Raw genomic sequence first — 19,295 nt, forward strand, 5'->3', positions numbered from 1 at the left:
AGCTGAAAGGAAAGGTCAATTTTTCGAACAAACAGCTGACATAAATTTCATACTTCTTTAGCTAAATGGAGCACATAGTGAGATAGAAAATAAATTGCCTACTCTTTTTAAACCGAAATTAAGATAGATTATTTTAGCAACCACTTTACTATATAAACGGATGCAGGGGCTATATTGATTTTGTAGTGAGCATTTATATTTTTAATATCTTTATATTTTTCAAGGGAAATTGCATGGGGCTCTTTTAGGGTATTCTCTGCTAAAGGATTATTACCTTTGGCTCTTAATAACCATAGCTCACCTGCCGCCTGAAACGAATCCGGTAATGAATTAAGATTGATTTGCGTACTAACCGGGTATTTATCGGAGGTATTTGTTAAAACCAGACTGACGGTTTTACCATCATTACTGATACTTGCCGTCGATAACAAGGCCGGTAGTTTTTTCTTTTTAAAATAGTGGTTACTGCCGGTAACTTCTGAACGAATAAAATTTTCTTCTAAATGCTGGCTAAATACTTGAATAGGTAAGGCCATTGCTCTAATCACTCCGTTGTTGGTGATCATAGCGCTGCGGTTATTGAGGAAAAGTGAGTGTCCCAGCAGCATACCGACATCATTGACATGCTCATTTATCACGGTGTGAAATATCGCCATCTGGTTAGGCACATTGATCATGCTGTACTCAGTGAACCATAATTTTTCCTTACCTGTAATTGAGCTATTTTCAAAGCCATTCAGCCATTGTTTGTGTTCTTCAATGGGCCGGGATATTTTCATACCAGAAACGATAGAAGCCTCATATTTATCCTCTTTTTTAGCTCTATGAATCATTCTAGGATAATAATGTTTTACCACACCGTCATAAGGGGCGTTTACTTGTGCCATGCGCTGATAAAAAGATTTTTTTTCGAAATTAGACAGGATAACAATGTCAGGATCTACCGCCTTCATCTGGCGGTAATAATCGATAAAGCCAGGCTGTTTACCGGATAAGTAATCCAGCACTATGTGGTGGTCTTGTTGTGGGATCTTGCCTTTGATGTTATCACCAAAGTTAATGCGGCCAGTTTTTTCTTCCAAAGTGAAATGCAGGTCTTCTGCTGACGACCGTGAGAAATTCTTAACCCTTTGCCATTTTATATTATTGATTTTAAGTACAAAAGGCTGCATGGCGTCGCTCAGATCTACCGGTGGAAATTTCACAAAAAATGTTTGTCCAGCTTTCCCTGTAGTCTTTATTTTGTCACCTATCCAGGTACTCTTAGCCGCAGCTTTTTGCTGGGTGAAATATTTAGTGCCGCCTTCGACGTATCGTTTGGCATCGCCAAAGGGTAAAATTCCATTGGTGCCGGCTGCGGTATCTAACTCAACATTAGCCGCCCCTCTTTTAGCATCAAAGCTGTTAGGGTAAGAGCCCCAGTTTAGCTCCCAGTTGCCGTAAACTTCGTTGCCTATCTCCCAATATTTAATATTATAAGGCTTGGCATGCCCGTTATCGGCCCTCACTTTTGCCCAGTCTTTGCCGCCATTGGGATTTTCTCCCACTTGAGCATTCATATACTCTACCCAGTCCGCCGCATCATCGGGTTTTTCATAGCCGTATGCCACCATAATAATCCCGTGCTTAAAGGCTGTGGTTTCAAGTAGTCGGCCAAATTCATCGGAGCCAAATTCATTTGTCTGGCTGCCGCGGTTATTGCCGCTAACGTTATCTATGCGCTGCTCTAGGGGGCCTATGGCACGTTTCCATTTATACAGGTTGCCCTCAGAGCCGCCGGGAAAACGATAAGTGCGCAAACCCAACTGGCTGGCAAGGTTAGCTTTTGTTGTATTAAACTCGCCGTTTTTATCCATTAAGCCCTGGGCACCTTTAGGGTAAATATTATTACCGCCATAATAATATGGGTTTTGTTTTCCAGTCTTATGGCTTAAATCAACATCCACCCTTGCAGTCATGTCCTTAGCTGCCAGGGACAATGGAACACTGGCTAATAATGCACAAGTCAACGGTACACTGCGCAATAACACACGGGCGGCCAAGGTTACAGCAGGGCTGAGCCTGAATTTTGTTTTTAATGTCATGTCTTAATACTCATTTGAGTTAGATACTTAATTGAATGGTTGTTTTCGTAGGTAGTTCAGGAAAGCCTGCCGCTTATTAGCAGGCTTATTTACTTACCATTTAAGCCCATAAAGCCGAGCATTTACGTTAGCTGGCTTGAGCTTAGTTTGACGGAATAGAAAAAGACTTCATATCTGTAGCAGGGTAGGTTACAACATCACCATTTACACGCCAATGACCCGTCGGTGCTTTGTAATTGCTTAACCATTGAATTAATTCAGTATTCATACTGGCAGCAATTTTTTTAGTTTCAGTAGTTGGTGCTGCTAACAAATTATTCATCTCACTAATATCTTGCGTAATGTTATAAAGCTCGTACTCACCATTAGTGTAATCAAAAAATAATTTATATGTCGCTTGATTTTTACCTAAACCAATACGCTTTTGTATTAGGCTTGATGGTTTATTACGTGAGTCCATATAGCCAGGGAAATGCCAAAATAAAGCATTGCGATCTAAACTATTTTTTTTGCCATTTAACACACTAAAAATGGAAGCGCCATCTAATTCTTGAGGGATTTTTGCTGCATCCAAATCAACGCCTGCAGCATCCGCTAACGTTGGGTAAGTATCTATAATATGAATGGGTTGTGCAGATACGCTATTTGGCGCGATTACACCAGGTAGGCGTGCTATAAACGGAACTCTTAAGCCGCCTTCATAAAAAGTCCCTTTAAAATTTCTTAACGGTTTATTACTGGTTATTTTGCTTACACCACCGTTATCTGAGGTGAAAATCACTAAAGTATTCTTTGCTAACCCTAGACTATCAACATTGGCTAGAATTCTGCCAACGGTTTGGTCAAGTTGTTCAACAAATCCAGCATACTTGGCTTTTTTATGGCGAGGATCTTTAGATTTTTTGCTCTTGTACTTGGTATGTAAATCGTCACGGGTAACAATGCCGCTATGGACTGCATGAAAGGGGACATAGGCGATAAAAGGTTGTTCTGGTCTAGCTTTACGTTCTATTAAATAATCAATTAGGGCGTCTGCTAGCGCATCACTATAATGCTTCGTCTTGCCTACCACTTCCATCGGGTTATTGCCGTTGGCATAAGGCATCAAATTTTTGCGTATATAATCTTCTGTGTAGGGTTGAGCATATTTAGCCATAGGGCCATCTAGAATCCAACCCTGTTTATCATCTTTTAATGCTAAATAATTTGAGACACGTTTTTTCCCATTTCGTTTACCTTTAACTTTTTTCTTCGTTGCGTAATTATAGTCAATGCCGTGGTTGGAAGTTACGTCACTGTCAGAACCCGTACCATGATTTTTTCCAAACCAAGCCGTGTGATAACCAGCATTTTGTAACATTTCAAAAATTGAGGTTGAACTTGTATCAATTCCTTTTTCTTGCTGTTGGTAGGGAGTAATGTTTGCTAGCACATCTTCTGGGAGTTTCCCGTCTGCTCGGTCAAGTGAGTGTACATTGTAGGTGTTATTATATGCTCCCGGTGCGTATTGACCACTAATTAGAGCTGTACGAGTTGGTTGGCAGTTCTGTTGAGTATACGCATGAGTAAAACTCATCCCTTGTTGGGCCAATTTATCAATATTAGGCGTTTCATGGTAATTAGAACCATGACCCGCAGTTGCATTTGGTGAATGAATATCTACCCAACCTAAGTCATCTGCCATGAGAAAAATAATGTTAGGTTCACTGGCCGCTTTAGCGTGCCCTTGAACGATAAAACTCAATAGTAAAAAAAGCTTAATTAATTTCATTTAAAATATTTCCGTTATTAAGGTATTAAAGCCACGTAAACGTGGCTTTAATTTTACAAGGTTGAGTAGTTATGTGACTCAACCCGTAAGTCTTCTTTAAAATTTATAAGATAAAGATAGCGCGACTCTTCTGTCATTTTGAGTTAAATCTTCAGGCCTTTCTATACGTTGTAAATAGCTCCGAAAATCTGAACCTGTTAAGTTACTACCTTTAAGTGATACTTTTAACTTGTTAGTAATTTTATAGTTTATAGCGGCTGATAATTGACCTATGTCTTTACGATTTCGAGCTCGACCATTTAATTCTCCATAGTAATAATCATCTCTCCAAGACCAGGCGACACGCGCTGAAAATTTATTTTGCTCATAAAGACCAACGATGTTGTAGGAAAATTCTGATAAGCCTTCTAATGGAAGGTCTACGTCATCACGAGGAGAAGCTACATTGGCATCTACCAGAGTAACATTGGCCTGTATACCAAAGTTTTTAAAGTAGCCAGGCAAGAAATCAAAAAATTGCTGGTAGGATATTTCAATACCTTTTAAGTCGCCTTCTTCGGCATTGATATTTGTTTTAATTTCATAATCAATACCATCAATATTCTGCAACTCTGTTGTACTTTGTAGCCAATTATGTAGCTCCTTATAAAATACAGCTGTTGCAAAGTAGCTATTGTCATTAAAGTACCACTCTAAACTGGCATCTATTTGATCGGCCGTGTAAGCCTTAAGTTGAGGATTACCTTGTGTACCCGTTTCGTTGATTGAATTCAAGTTTATTGTAGGACTTAGCTTGTCATAATCTGGGCGACGCATTGCTCTAGAAGCCGAAAGTCGCAATGCTAATTCGTCTGTTAAACCAAAATTTAAATTCAATGAAGGTAGGTAATGTGTTTCATCTAAACCGTCAGTAGTAGGTGTTACTTGGCCATCTACAATTTTGTTGCCGGAAGATGTAGTATCTGTATTGACTGCACGAAGACCTAGGTTCCCAGAAACCGGAATATCACCTATGTCCCAAGCTAAATTGACTTGCACGTATGCTGCCAGAGTTTTTTCATCAAAAATAAACGTATCTTGAGGTTTTGGTGATGTGCTGTTATCTGGAATTCCGTAAGTCTCAAGGAAAAGTTCTTTATTATCGTTTAAAAAATGTGTATCGGCGCTTAAGATGCCAAAAGGAAAGATGATTTTTTCGTCATCAAAATTTTGACTGTCAGTGAAGAAAAGTTCAGGCATTAATGATAATTCACCAGGTTTTTTGGTTTTTAAATCATCGACAAAACGACTAGCGTCACGCTGAGTATACCTAACTCCAGCTTCTAGCGATTCGACAATACCGTTATCTAAATCATAGATAACATCTACTCGAGCTGCAGACTCACTACTTTCTGTTTCTTGAAGCTTGTCTTTAAAAAAATCGAAAGTATAGTTGTTAGGATCAGTGATGTTAAAATCTGTGCTAAGTGCTACATAACCATCACGGGCATCGGTATAGTCAACATTAAATATATCTGCACTGCCCGTTTTGGCCAATAATTGAAGCTGCTCAGTGATTCTATCGCTATTACTTTTCACATGGCTGATTTCTGCGCTAAACTGAGCTCTGCCGACAATATAGTCACCACCAATGGCAATATCAAAATTTTCAGTATCACGTTTTTCTATTTGATTTAGCGAATTTAGCTTTGATTTAGCATATGTCACGGTAGTTGCATCAAGGCCTGGGTCACTAAAGTCTATGGCAGCTACTTTATTGCCGAAGACAACTGATTGTGCAACTTTATGTTTTTCACTTTCATAAGTGCTATAGCCTGAATCCATATAGAAACTTAAATCTTCATTCACTACCCAATCAAAATCAGCAATAATATTAGTGCGATCGGTTTCTTCGGTACCAAATACGATTTTCTGACTTTTTGATAATAAAGAGGCAGCTGGTGCGTCAGTTATAGGGGTGCCATCAGTTAGTTTGGTTGGTACTTTATTTATATATTCTCCTGCGCGTGAGCGCTCAAATCGTGATTTACGATTTTGGTGGCTAACCGCTAAAACGGCCCCTATATCACCTAGAGATGTTTGCCAACTGTTTCCGAGCATAAAATCAAATTTAGGAGAAACCTCTTCAGCAAGATCAGAATAAGATGCTTCTACCTTGGCTTTGGCTTTAAAGTCTTTAAAAGTTGTTGCTTGCAAGCGACGCATATCAATGGTGCCGCCTATGCCTCCTTCTATTTGGCTAGCTGTTGGCGTTTTATAGACATCTATTTGAGATAAACTCTCAGAAGGGACATCAGAAAAGCTAACATCTCGAGACGAGTCGGTGAAAGATGTTCTACCATTAATTAACGTTAACGTTTCCTTTAATCCTCGAAGAGAAATTTTTTGACCTTCATTACTATCGTTACGAGTAATTTGAATACCTGAAATTCGCTCTAATGCTTCAGCAACGTTAGCATCTGAAAATTGACCTAGATCTTCAGCAACTAATGCTTCCTTGATTTGGTTGGCCATTCGTTTATCAACCATTGCAGCAGATAACGAGCCAATATAACCTTTGACTTCAATAACCTCCATGGCTTTTTCTTTGTTTTTATTCGTTTTTGCTATTTCGGCCGCCTCTGCTATTGGTAATAGCAAAGCAGCAGAAATACATGCCGCTAATGTTGTTTTGAGATAGCGTTTGTCTATTGATTTATTAACGTGTTTAGTCATCGGTTACACCTTTCAGTTTTTGAGCTAGCTTTAATGCACTTCTCTTTTTATATTTATAGTTTTCATAGCAATAAGTATTAATGTTACTCACTAGAGCAATTAATAACGGCTATCTACTAAACAAGACGAATAAATGTTAAATACCCGTAAATTTATTTATGAAAGTTGCTTTTTATAATGATGTTCAAGAAATTTTTGACGTGTTTAAATCAATTTTATCGTAGACAATTTAGGGCTAGCTAAATGTAAACTAGGGTATGTTAGTTATTATAAGTTTTTCTGATATATAGGTATTGATATGTGAATAAAACGATGACATTACAATTTAGTTTTTGCATCTATGCTAAGAACGATGGTTTTATACGATATATTTTTGGCATAGAAATTTACGGTTTTAGAGTGTGTCTTTGTCATTAAAGTAACTAATAACACAACATGTAAGTTTTTATGTATAAGATTAAATCTATCCTGCTAAGCCTTTCTCTAGCTGCTAGCGTTAGCAGTGTCTACGCTGAAGAGTTACTTACCCCTAATATTCTCTGGTTAACCTTTGAAGACACCAGTGCTTATGAACTGAGTGTTTATGGCAATGATGCTATAGAGCTTCCCACCATTGAATCTATTGCAAAAAAGGGTTTAGTATTTAACAATGTTTCTTCTGCTGCACCTTACTGTTCACCAGCTCGGTCGTCTTTAATCTCAGGCGCATATGCAACAACCTACGGCTCAGATCATCACCGTGCAGTAGTAGAAACGCCTGCGCAACGTTTATATTTTCCTGCGTTATTAAAACAAGCGGGTTATTACACTACCAATAATACTAAGCGTGACTATAATGTTACACTCGATAAAAAAGAGTTAGGTCAAATTTGGCACGAATTTGATAAAAAGGCCTCTTATAACAGCGCTAAACGTGAGGATGGGCAACCATTTTTTGCCGTTTTTAATTCGCATTTAACTCACATGAGCCGGCTGACATCCTATACGTTAGACGGACGACGTAATTTTTCAGATTCTGGTGTTGATAAAAACAGTGCCCCGCGTTATTTACCTGACTTGAACGCGGTGAAGTCAGATTACCAATTTCATCTTGAAGGGGTGAAAGATATTGATAGCTGGGTTAAGATCTTTGTTGACGATTTAAAAGCTAGAAATCTTTACGACAATACCATTATTTTTATCTTTTCAGATCACGGTGGAAGTTCCCCCCGTGGAAAAGGATATTTATACGTATCTACTTCACTTCAGGTGCCGCTAATAGTTCATGTGCCTGAAAAGTATAAAACCCTATTACCACAAGCAAATAAAGAACTTGAATCTAAAATGTTGAGCTTTATTGATTTTGGTCCAACGATCCTTAGTTTAGCTGGAATAGATACGCCGGCTGAAATGCAAGGGCAAGCCTTTTTAGGTGAGAAAGCCACACATAATAGAGTACTAAATTTTGGCTTTAGAACCAACCAAGAACGTCACTTTGATCCTATGCGTTCGGTAACTGATGGCAATTATAGTTACATAAAAAACTATTTAAGGCGAAAACCTATGATGTTAAGAAATGATTTCCAATGGGGAATGCCGTCAAATATCGCTTTAGATGAATTTGCAAAAACAGCGGATGGGCAAACTTATTCAAGCAAATTTTATCAAACAAAACCTACTGAGAATCTTTATTACCGACCTACTGATAGATTTGAGCAAAAAGATTTAATGCCGACACTCTCAGCAGTAAGTGAAAAACGATTACAAAAATTTAGAAAAGAAGTAAGCCAGCATATTCGAACCACGAAAGATATAGGCTTTGTACCTTTGGCTTTTAAAAAAGGGAAGGCGTACAAAGATTGGTTTGCTAATGATTTTGATTTGGCAGCTTTACATGACCTCGCTGAACTAGTTTCAGAAGTAACAGTAGATGATATTCCCGAATTGACCTTGCATCTTAAGAGTAAGCACAACGTTTTGCGATTTTGGGCCGCGCAAGGCTTTGCAGAATTAGCAGCTTTTGAAAAGATAAAACAAGTGCCATCGGCATTAGTAACCGCAGTTTCTGATAATGAAGTTGCTGTGGCCACCGTTGCTATTGAAGCGCTTGTCTATTTGAAAGCACCTAACGCGGTTCAGCAATTATTGAAGGCTAAGTCTAAAGAACATCAGCGTTCGGCACTAGAGACAATTGCTCATATCAATCCTGAGTTATTGTTAGATTATGTCGACGAGATTAAAAAAATTCCGCAGCAAGAAACAGCAGCTGTAATATTATCTGCATTAGGCTTAAAGTCAGCTCAAGATATTGCCAGCAATAAACAACTCAAAAAAGGTAGAAAAGTTAATGAAATAAGACGAAAAATTAAAATTAAACCAATTTAAATCTTGTCTGTAGTTAAAGTCTAAGGGGGGGCAGTTTTTATTGACTCTTATAAACAACCCTACATAGCTACAACCTGGATGACCCGTAACACTTTAATTATAGAGATTGGCATTATTGGTCAGGAATAAGCACTTTAAACCGAACTAAAAGATCTTTTACGGTTTTATTAATAACATTTGTCTTAATGCTTATACTCAAAACGCATTATCTAACGGAATGTCTATCAATAGTTAATGCCATCTAGCGAAGAGAAATTTATGTTTATAAATACTTTCAATCATAGACGATTCATTATCTGTCTACCATGGCTACTTGGTAGTATTGCTTTTTCTGCTTTTTCTAAAGAAGATCTAGCCGAAAACGTTAAAGGTGATTCAAGTGATAAGCCCAACTTTGTTTGGATTGTGTCTGAAGATAATTCTATCCATTATCAAAACTTATTCTTTGATGGTGGCGCGACAACCCCGCACATAGCGGAATTAGCCAAAAAAGGTCTTAAGTTTACTCATGCTTTTTCAAACGCTGCTGTATGTTCAAGTGCCAGAAGCACTCTAGCAACAGGTGTTTATGGGCCCCGTATAGCCACTCATTATCATCGAGGTTTGAAAAAAACAAAGCTACCTAAGGACTGGCCACTATTTCAAGTCTTGCTTAATGAGGCCGGATATTATAGCAGCAACAATTATAAGAAAGATTATAATTTCAAAGCGCCTCAGAGCATATGGCATGACTCAAGTAAAAAAGCCAGTTGGCGTAACCGCCCCGATAAAAGTTCCCCCTTCTTTCATATGGAGTCTCATAGTGCATCACATGAATCAAGAATGCACTTTAGTGAACAGAGTATTGATTCAAAAAAATTAAAACATCAAGCTAACAGCGTAAAATTATTTCCATATTTTCCTGACACAGCAGTATTTCGCTATAGCCATGCCTACTATTTAGATAAACAGCTAGAGATTGATAGAATAGTTGGTGAAACTATTAATAAACTCAAACAAGATAACTTGATGGATGACACCTTTATTTTTTATTTTGGGGACCATGGTGGGGTATTACCACGAAGTAAGGGGTATCTTTACGAAAGTGGTTTGCATGTGCCTTTAGTTGTTTATGTACCAAAAAATTTCAGACATCTTGTTGATTTTGAACTAGGTAAAGAAGTAAAAGGCTTCGTCAGTTTTGTAGATTTTGCGCCAACCTTATTAAAATTGGCTGGTCTTGACCACCCTGAATATATCGACGGCAAAGCATTTTTAGGAATAGGGGTGAATGGCAAAGAAGTAAATAACCGTGACATCACCTTTGGCTATGCTGACAGATTTGATGAAAAATTCGATATGGTGCGTAGTGTTCGCAAGGGACAATACAAATATATCCGTAACTACCAAGGATATTACCCGGATGGATTACATAATAATTATAGATATGGTCAACTAGCTTATAAACAATGGCGAAAACTTAATAATGAAGGAAAGCTTAACGATATTCAAAGTCAATTTTTCCAACCTCGGCCAGCTGAACAACTTTTTGATATTGAAGCCGATCCCCATGAAGTGAATAACTTGGCGGATCAGCCCAAATACCAACAAAAAATGACACAGCTTAGAAGATACCTGAACCAGCAGGCTAAAACTATGCCTGACCTGTCTTTCTATCCTGAAAGTGAATTGATTAAAAAGGCTAATAGCGATCTAATCGGTTTTGCAAAAAATCACCAAGATGATATCGCTGCTTTAGTTGATATTGCTGATTTAGCCGTAAAGCCATACAAGCTAGTTGCAGATGAACTCAAACAACACTTGAGCTCAAATAATGAATGGCATCGATACTGGGCACTTATCAATGCCAATATGTTTGGCGAGCAAGCTAAGGGCTTAACCGAGGTTATTACACCGCTATTGCAAGATAAAAGTGTCATGGTACGCATTCGTGCGGCTGAATTTTTAGGGCAAATTACTCAAATAAACCCAATGCCTACCTTAGCTAAAATAATTGCAACAGAGCAATCGCCTGGCGTTGTATTAGCCGCTTTGAATACGGTAACTTATTTAACCAGTAGGGGACTTGAACTTAACTCTGAATTACAGGTATCTGCTGTGGCTAGAAAAAACAGCTTAGTTAGACAGAGAATTAAGTATTTAAAATCATCAATTGTAAGCCATAAAAACAATTAACATCAGGTTAAATAATTATGGAATATATGGGCTAGTTTTGACATTAACCCATTTTCACAGCCCTTAATAACTTATCAGGTTATCAACTAATATCTAGTCAATGGCGTCCACAAGTTATTATTTGCGGTTAATTTCACAGATATTGTTATGTCATATCTTTGGTATTTAAGCCCAGAGAAATATGAAGAATCAAATGTCGCTTAAGAAAGTGTTAATCTGGATGGAACGGAGCATTAATCGGTGGTTTAAAGTACTCGGACTCTATTCCATTGAAAATGTTAATTACTGAGTGGCTTACACATTCGGTTCATAGAAAAACAAGTTGATGGGAGGTGGAGAATGCATGAGCCTCTTCCTTCTATTTGAAATTTTCGATACTAAGTATATTTTTACGGTTTTGCTATTAGAAATTGTCCAATATAAATCACAATAGTAAAAATAAATAGTAAAAACTGTGAACACTTGGTTTCGAATAAAACGTTTCTTTTCTATAAGGTATTAAAATTAAATGTTAAAAAAATTGATAATTGTCTTCGTTGGTTTATTAGCTCACATGGCTAATGCTACAACTAATGCTGTACCTCCAAACATTCTATTGATCTTAATAGATGATATGGGATGGAAAGATGTTGGTGTATATGGCAGTAAAGTATATCAAACACCACACATCGACCAGTTAGCGACTGAAGGACTACGCTTTACTCAGGCATACGCTGCATCAAACGTCTGCTCCCCTTCTCGGGCGAGTATCTTGACCGGGCAATATCCTGCACGCACTCACATAACTGACTGGATCCCTGGTCACAAAGCAAAAGGGGAAAAACTCCTAGTTCCCAATTGGACTAAAAACATAGACACGCATGATGTGACCATTGGAGAAATGCTTCAGGAAGCGGGCTACAAAACAGCTTGGTTTGGTAAATGGCATTTACGTGGTGCGCCAAAAAATCAGGCAAGCATTGGTCATAAAATAAATAATGCGCAGAAATTTCACGGCTTTGACGCTGGCATACAAGACTGGAACCTCAATAGGGAGAAAAGACCTGAAGACCCTAAAGGGGTTTTTAAATTGACAAATGAAGCTATGGAGTTTATCGGTAAAACCGGTCAAAAACCATGGTTTGTAGCCTTATCACATTTTTCAGTCCATACACCAATACGGTTCAATCCTGAAGTTAAGGAGTACTATGATGATGCATTCAAAGGTACAAATGATGCGCCTTATGCTGGCTATGCCTCTATGATTGAGCCCCTAGATCAAAGTATTGGAAAAATAATGAGTTTTTTGAAGAAAAAAAACCTTGATGAAAATACTTTGGTAATCTTTTTTTCTGACAACGGTGGATTAGAAAATAAAACCAACAATTCACCACTACGCGAAGGTAAAGGTACACTTTATGAAGGAGGGATCCGGGTTCCCATGATCGTGCGCTGGCCGGGTAAAGTTCCTCAAGGTAAAGTATCTGACGCAATTACCTCTTCGGTGGATTTTTACCCTACATTTGCACAGTTAGCGCAGTCTGAAAACATACCTGAAATCGTAGACGGGGTGAGTCTATTACCTCACCTTACCAACAATGAAGCAATCGTTCGTTCTGCAGTATATTGGCATTATCCTCATTATCACAAAGGCAAGCCTGGTAGTGTTATACGCAAAGGAGACTATAAACTTATTCAATTTTTTGAAAATGATGCTATTGAGCTCTACGATCTAAAAAATGATATTGGTGAAACTAAAAATCTGGCATTGTTAAAGCCTGAATTAACGCAAGAAATGTTAAATATGTTGAAAAACTGGCGAAACAGTGTAGGCGCACAAATGATGACAATAAACCCTTCATATTCACAGTAATAAAATTTGTCTGAAAGGTTTAAAAGTAATGGATGCAAGTTACGGTCAGCATAGTCACCTTTTTTATTTTAATTAAAAATACGGTTTTTTAATTTTCATTTGTCTATATATATAAGAGCATTTTTAACATTTTGAATCGCTCGGAGTTGAGCTTATAATATGGTCTGATTAGGAAATGAAATAGTTATGACTGATAGTAATAAAAAGGAACATGGCAAAGCCAGTATGTTGCTTGCTTTTATTGAAAATAACCTTTTTCTTAAAAGATTATTAAAAAAGTATTTGTATTGTGAGCATGATATCGAAGATGTAGTACAAGAGGTTTATATAAAAGCCGTTAATGCAGATAAACTCGATGAAATACGTCAACCAAGAGCATTTTTAATCACCATAGCCAAAAATCTAGCGATTAATGAGATTAGACGAAAATCTCGGAAAACTACGGAATATATTGAAGATGCTGCGATGTCAATTGCACAACAAGAGTTAAGCGCGAGCGCGGAGTTAGAGTTAGAAGCAGAACAATCGATGCAAATCCATTGTGAGGCTATCGAAACACTGCCTGAAATCTGTAAAAAGGTATATCTTCTTCGTAAGGTACATGGTATGAAACATAAAGAAATTTCCAACCATTTGGGTATTTCATTGAGTAGTGTTGAGAAACATCTTCGCTCTAGTATTTTGAATTGCGAAGCTTATATTTCCCGAAAAAATAATATCTCAGAAAGTAAGAATGAAGATTCCAATAGTTTTAATGGCACTCACCATAAGATATATGGAGATAGCAAATGATAAATAAAAAAACAGAACTTCCTGGTAATCAAAAGATTAAAGAAGAAAGTGTCGAATGGATCGTAAAATTAGATGGCGATACACCACCTTCAAAACAAGTATTGAATGACTTGGAGGAATGGATGTCTCGAAGCCATGCACACCGGGATGCTATCATTTCAATGAATGCTTTTTACAATGATAGCTCTCTTGCTGATGTTTTCATGTCTCCAGCTAAGGAGACACCACGTTTTTCAATGGTAAGTGCGTTCAGAGCGTTTTTCGCTATGCTTTCAAAGCCAGTGTTAATCGGTGCTGTGGCAAGTGTAATTATGGTTTTATTATTGAATAGTGCTTACTTTATTGAAAATAAAAATGTTAGCCCCTCTTATGCCAAAGGCAATGGCCTGTTTACCACCAATATTGGTCAGCAAGCTAGAAATGTGCTATCCGATGGCACCGTAGTTTTACTCAATACCAATAGTGAATTGAAAGTTGAATTTCTGAAAAATGAACGAAGAGTTGTGCTGTTACGAGGAGAAGCTCACTTCGATGTTGCTCATGATCCACAAAAACCATTTAGTGTCTATAGTGAACAGGGTAAAGTGCAGGCTGTTGGTACCGCATTTACGGTAAATTTAGTGAAAAACACCTTGGATGTGTTGGTAACCGAAGGAACCGTTGCGTTAGCATTACCCATGCTAAAAGCTGGAACAGAAAAGTTTGGCGATGCTCTGGATAGTTCCTTGAGTGTAGTTGGATTATTAGATGCGGGTAAACATGTAGTATTAAGTAAGGACAATAATTTACTCGACAATAAAGCAAAAATTAGTCAAGCGAGTACTCTGACAAGTGAAGGTATCAATAAGTTGACATCTTGGCGAAAAGGTTTTTTACTGTTTTCAGGTGAGCCACTCGAACATGTTATTGCTGAAATATCGAGATTTAGTTCGATAGAAATAAAACTGATGGACGATGAAGTCAAGGCGATTGAAATTGGCGGTAGATTCTCGATTGTTGAAATAGACAATATATTAAAAACTTTTGAAGATAGTTTTCCTATAAAAGTAACTCGAGTTGGCTACCATACATATGAAATATCTATGGAAAAATAAGTATAGAAAAGTGTACATAAGTAGAAATGTGTTGTTTCGGTAACTTTATAGGGGCTTGTTTGGTTTTTTGTTAGTATACTAATTAAGTATGGATACAAAACGAGCCTCTAGATGTAAACTTTTCGAGTTGTAGTTGTATATGAAAGCAGTTTTTTTGATCTTTTTACTATTATTATCCGCACCAACAAATAGTGCCAATGCAAATTACTCAAAGTATCAACTAGATATTCCCGCAAGTAGCCTAACCGATGCATTAAACTTACTGTCAGAGCAGACAAATACCCCAATTATTTTTCCTTTTCGATTAACCAAAAATCTTCAATCCCCCGCAATTATTGGTTTTTATAATATGCCGGATGCATTGACAATTTTATTAAAAAACACTCAACTTAAAGGCCATTACTCTAGCCAAGGCGTTATGCAGATTCAAGCAAACAGAGTGTTTGATAAAAAATTAGTAACGCAAGCTGTTGCTAAAGAAAGTGACAATCTTGCTAAAGATAATGATGAGGAAATAGAGGTCATTTCCATTCATTCTGGCTTACGGAGCAGTGTAAACAAGTCTATTCATAGTAAAAAAAATGCTAATTATATTGTCGATCAAATTAATGCTCTTGATGTGGGTAAGTTTCCTGATGCTAACGTATTAGATTCACTACAGCGCATTGCCGGCGTACAGATAGAAAGAGACGAATTAGGCCAGGCAGATAAGTTTCAAGTACGAGGCATGTCACAAAATAGGGTTGAAATAAATGGCCGCACTGCAGTAACAGGTGAAAATGAAGAGCGTAGTTTTAATCTCAGTGATTTACCGAGTCAACTCATTTCTGAACTGGAAGTGATCAAATCACCAACAGCGGATATGGTTGAAGGTTCGTTGGGGGCGACGGTTAACCTAAATACGGCGCGCCCTTTTGATTACATTAAGCCACTTAACGTTGTCAATGTTACTGGGAAGTATGGAGATAATATTGAACAAACGTATGGCAATGCAAATATTAATTTGGCACGTAGCTGGAATTTAGCAACACTTGGTAAGTTTGGCATACTCGTTCAGGGAACGCTTAACGATAATATATTATCAGGAGATATTCTCAGACTGAAAGATTGGTCAAATTACTGTACTTCTTATGCTTTGACCCAGCCTGATGGTAAACCCTACCGTATTAAAAACGGCGAAGCTGTTGTTGAGAAAAATTGTGCTAAGTTTGATAAAAATGAGCATACAGTTCCTGCACAAAAAATTTATGCACCAAATAAGCTGACAGCCTTACAATTTATCGAACAAAGAAAACAAAAATCAATTTGGACAACATTACAATGGGCACCCAATGATACCAGCGAATACCTTCTAGACATTGGCTATTTTAAGAAAGAAAACCAACAGCAACGTGAAACACTCAACATTAAGCTACAACAATCTAGAAATTTTATGGATGTTAAATTATTCGATAATAAAGAAAATGGTTATTTGTTTAATGCCTATGAAAACCTCAGCCTTGCCAATTCGGTTGATATAACAGATGAAAATAATAAAATAGTTCAGACGGTACAACCGCTTCAATATGCTGATATTAATAGTGCTGCTTACGTTAGTGGGCAAGGGAGCCAAGGGGAAAGCCTAATCACAGAATTATTTAATATCGCTTTGCAAGGGCGTTGGTCTTTTGATAATGCCTCGATATTAGCAGAAATATCTTACTCTAACTCTAAAAATGAAAAACATTACATGGTTAGCAGTATGCAGAGTTGGGCAGGAGACCCTTATACACAAAAAAATGAAACATTACGGATTGCCGATCCCTCCCATGCTATTTTATCTTCTGGTGAGAACGCTAGCTTAGATTTGAGAGGGTCAGATTTAGTAAGTATTGATTGGCAAGGACATGATCTTACAGACCCTAGGTATTTACGCCTAAGTAATGTTCAGGACGAAGGTTGGAAACAACGTCCTTCAAATACCTCATTTAAAATCGATATTGAATATGATGTCGAATTTGGTGATATATTTTCGTTAGAGTTTGGTTTTCGAGGCAACCAAAATTTAATGAAACGGACTGAGCGATTTCGTTTTAGGTGTGTCAGAAATAATAAGTGGGGTAAAGATGGCCCAAACCATGATTCTTATATTGAAAATGAGCATCGTGCATGTACAAATCCAGCCATTTCTGCCGTAGATCTTATCACTGCTTACCCTGAAGCATTTAATATATCACAAGGATTCTTTAATAGAGCAAATGCCAACTCACCGGGTGATTTTTTGACCACGAATATGGATTTATATTTTACTGATCGAGAAAAGTGGCGTGAAATTTTTGGCTTTAATGATGAAGGCTCTGATGTTGCTAATGCCGGTTACCTTAAATCGCCGGTTGAAAATTACACCATAGAAGAGTTAACCAATGCTATTTACCTTAAGACTAATTTCGAAGGAGTGGTATTTGGCTCTTTTGAATATAGAGGAAATGTTGGTTTGCGTGCTGTTTCGACCAACATAACCGCGAAAACTCATCTAAGTGGGCAGCCATTAAAGACCAGACACAGTTATTTTAATTTGTTACCCAGTTTAAATATTGTACTCATGTTAGATGATTCTATGTTGCTTCGCTTTGCAAGTGCAAAAGTGATGGTGCGGCCCACGTTTGAACAATTAAAACCAACAGGCCCGTTCAATCCATTTGCTGACTGTAAAGTATATAACCCTAAAGATCCCTTCGGTTTATTAGGTTTACCATTTCCTGATCCAAATGGGAGTGATGATGTACAAGCACAACAGCAAGCATTAATTGACGCTATTGCTAACGATTATTCTCCGGGAGCCATATGTCCTGGCGTTAAGGAGGGAAGTGGCACGACAATAGGAAATATTAAATTAGATCCATATACGGCTATTAATTACGATTTAAGTTTGGAAAAGTATTGGGGAGAAGGGAACCTCATTTCTGCCACCTTATTTTTTCGAGATGTGAAAGTGGACTTAACGCAAGAGCGGCAAATTTTTGCCTTACCAGCACTCGGCGAAGAATTGCCTGAAGCTGTGGACCCTGGTACTGAACTTTGGCGTGTAACACAGTTTAAAAATGGCGGTAAGAGTACCCGTCAAGGTATAGAGTTAGCATACACACATTTTTTCGATTTTTTACCTAAACCATTTGATGGTTTAGGTGTTCAGGTTAACTATACCTACTCCGAAGGGGACCGTCCTGAAGCGGTATATATGAATGAATTGCAAGAAGTTGTTGAGCCAGGAACCCAAGGAGCTAAAATTCAAGATGTTGAAACGTTTAAACCGATAATAAATTTATCGAAAAATACAGTAAACACATCAATTATTTATGATCAAAAGCAATTAAATTTACGTTTATCATACAATTACCGGGATGAGTTTTACAAAGGAAATAATGAGTATCATGATGCTGAGGAAAGGCTCGATTTTGCAATGGGTTATAAGGTTCACGAAAACTTTACTGTAAGGTTTAATGTTCAGAATATTTTAAGAAGTACTTCTCAAAGCTATATTTACCATCCATCTATTACTACAGAAAGTGGTTATAGCGATATTATTTATTCGTTGGGACTGGCTATGCAATTCTAAATCAGAATCCAACGTCTCAATTTTGCTTAATGAAGTGTTTGTATTTTTTAAATATTCTCCACCTTATAGTTGTAAGGCTTAATACCAGCATTAACCTGCTAATTGAACCACCATTTCCAGTTGGTCTATTGACGTCATCATTGATATCGGTATTATTGCCAATACCATCACTGTCAGAATGAGCCTATGTGCTTTATCATACCAGAACACGGATTTAGCAATTGTTCGCTCCAGTGCATTTGGAACAGTTGGATCGCCAACCAAATTATCGCCACCGTCACCCTGATACATAAATGTTCCTCTGATATGCTGACCACCGTATCCTGCGATGCTTTTAATTTCATGGTTTTAATCACAAAGGCAGATTCGCCAACCAACTCACTCATCTCACTGTGGATGGCATCACTCTCTTCAATACCGGAAAAATGAAAACCATTGTCTAAGCCCGGTAGTAAAAACATTCGCGGCTTCAACCAATTGGGATAGGCAGTTGCAAATTTAGTAGGAATACTTTGTGCTCGTGTTTTAAAGTCGACAATATCAGATAAGTGGATTTCTGTTAATGCAATACCACCAATACAATTGCGTTCGGTGATATCAAGGGTACTTAAATAGGTATCAAGCAACGAAATGACGTAATCATCAGTTTTATTCGACAACCAAATCCTAGCAAACAGTATAACCTTGATGCCTTTGGCTTCCAGCTTTTCTGTTATTAAAGTCAGTTCACTGTGATAATTCGCCATATCATCAGCGGTACTGCCATCGTCGTATAGCGATCCTGCTTGTGCGTATGCGCTGGCAATTTTAAGCATCTGCGGAAAATACTTCGTCTGATGTTGTTTTTTTTGTC

The 19,295-nt window shown here is 37.7% G+C and carries 10 protein-coding genes; 6 read left to right on the forward strand and 4 right to left on the reverse strand.

Annotated elements, in window-relative coordinates:
- Positions 1 to 128: 128 nt before the first annotated feature.
- The 3 genes from ND16A_RS14740 to ND16A_RS14730 form a co-directional block, all read right to left on the reverse strand.
- Positions 129 to 2,084, reverse strand: a complete 1,956-nt coding sequence (locus ND16A_RS14740; protein WP_152593796.1) for an alpha-L-arabinofuranosidase C-terminal domain-containing protein — start codon at positions 2,082 to 2,084, stop codon at positions 129 to 131.
- 142 nt (positions 2,085 to 2,226) lie between these two features.
- Positions 2,227 to 3,855, reverse strand: a complete 1,629-nt coding sequence (locus ND16A_RS14735) for a sulfatase (protein WP_033076476.1) — start codon at positions 3,853 to 3,855, stop codon at positions 2,227 to 2,229.
- 96 nt (positions 3,856 to 3,951) lie between these two features.
- Positions 3,952 to 6,570 (reverse strand): TonB-dependent receptor, encoded by a 2,619-nt coding sequence (locus ND16A_RS14730; protein WP_033076477.1) that lies wholly within the window; start codon positions 6,568 to 6,570, stop codon positions 3,952 to 3,954.
- Between the two features lie 447 nt (positions 6,571 to 7,017).
- Between ND16A_RS14730 and ND16A_RS14725 the strand changes: the two genes are divergently transcribed.
- From ND16A_RS14725 to ND16A_RS14705, 6 genes are all read left to right on the forward strand, one after another.
- Positions 7,018 to 8,934, forward strand: a complete 1,917-nt coding sequence (locus ND16A_RS14725; protein ID WP_052072870.1) for a sulfatase-like hydrolase/transferase — start codon at positions 7,018 to 7,020, stop codon at positions 8,932 to 8,934.
- A 258-nt stretch (positions 8,935 to 9,192) separates the two neighbouring features.
- Positions 9,193 to 11,109 carry a sulfatase-like hydrolase/transferase gene (locus ND16A_RS14720; protein ID WP_033076478.1) on the forward strand — a complete coding sequence of 639 codons (1,917 nt, stop codon included), beginning with the start codon at positions 9,193 to 9,195 and terminating at the stop codon, positions 11,107 to 11,109.
- A 508-nt stretch (positions 11,110 to 11,617) separates the two neighbouring features.
- The gene (locus tag ND16A_RS14715) at positions 11,618 to 12,961 is read left to right on the forward strand and encodes a sulfatase (RefSeq protein ID WP_052072871.1); all 1,344 of its coding nucleotides are present in this window, start codon (positions 11,618 to 11,620) and stop codon (positions 12,959 to 12,961) included.
- A gap of 186 nt (positions 12,962 to 13,147) precedes the next feature.
- Positions 13,148 to 13,753: an RNA polymerase sigma factor gene (locus ND16A_RS0118795; protein WP_081945469.1), complete on the forward strand. Its 606-nt coding sequence runs from the start codon at positions 13,148 to 13,150 to the stop codon at positions 13,751 to 13,753.
- Positions 13,750 to 14,847: a FecR family protein gene (locus tag ND16A_RS14710; RefSeq protein WP_033076479.1), complete on the forward strand. Its 1,098-nt coding sequence runs from the start codon at positions 13,750 to 13,752 to the stop codon at positions 14,845 to 14,847. Before ND16A_RS0118795 ends, ND16A_RS14710 begins: the two co-directional genes overlap by 4 nt.
- Before the next feature lie 139 nt (positions 14,848 to 14,986).
- Positions 14,987 to 18,442, forward strand: coding sequence for a TonB-dependent receptor (locus ND16A_RS14705; protein ID WP_033076480.1), 3,456 nt, complete (start codon positions 14,987 to 14,989; stop codon positions 18,440 to 18,442).
- Between the two features lie 173 nt (positions 18,443 to 18,615).
- Here ND16A_RS14705 and ND16A_RS14700 read toward each other — a convergent pair whose 3' ends face one another.
- Positions 18,616 to 19,257: a hypothetical protein gene (locus tag ND16A_RS14700; protein ID WP_033076481.1), complete on the reverse strand. Its 642-nt coding sequence runs from the start codon at positions 19,255 to 19,257 to the stop codon at positions 18,616 to 18,618.
- Between the last annotated feature and the right edge of the window lie 38 nt (positions 19,258 to 19,295).

Source organism: Thalassotalea sp. ND16A (genome assembly GCF_000764205.1).
Classification (GTDB): Bacteria; Pseudomonadota; Gammaproteobacteria; order Enterobacterales; family Alteromonadaceae; genus Thalassotalea_A.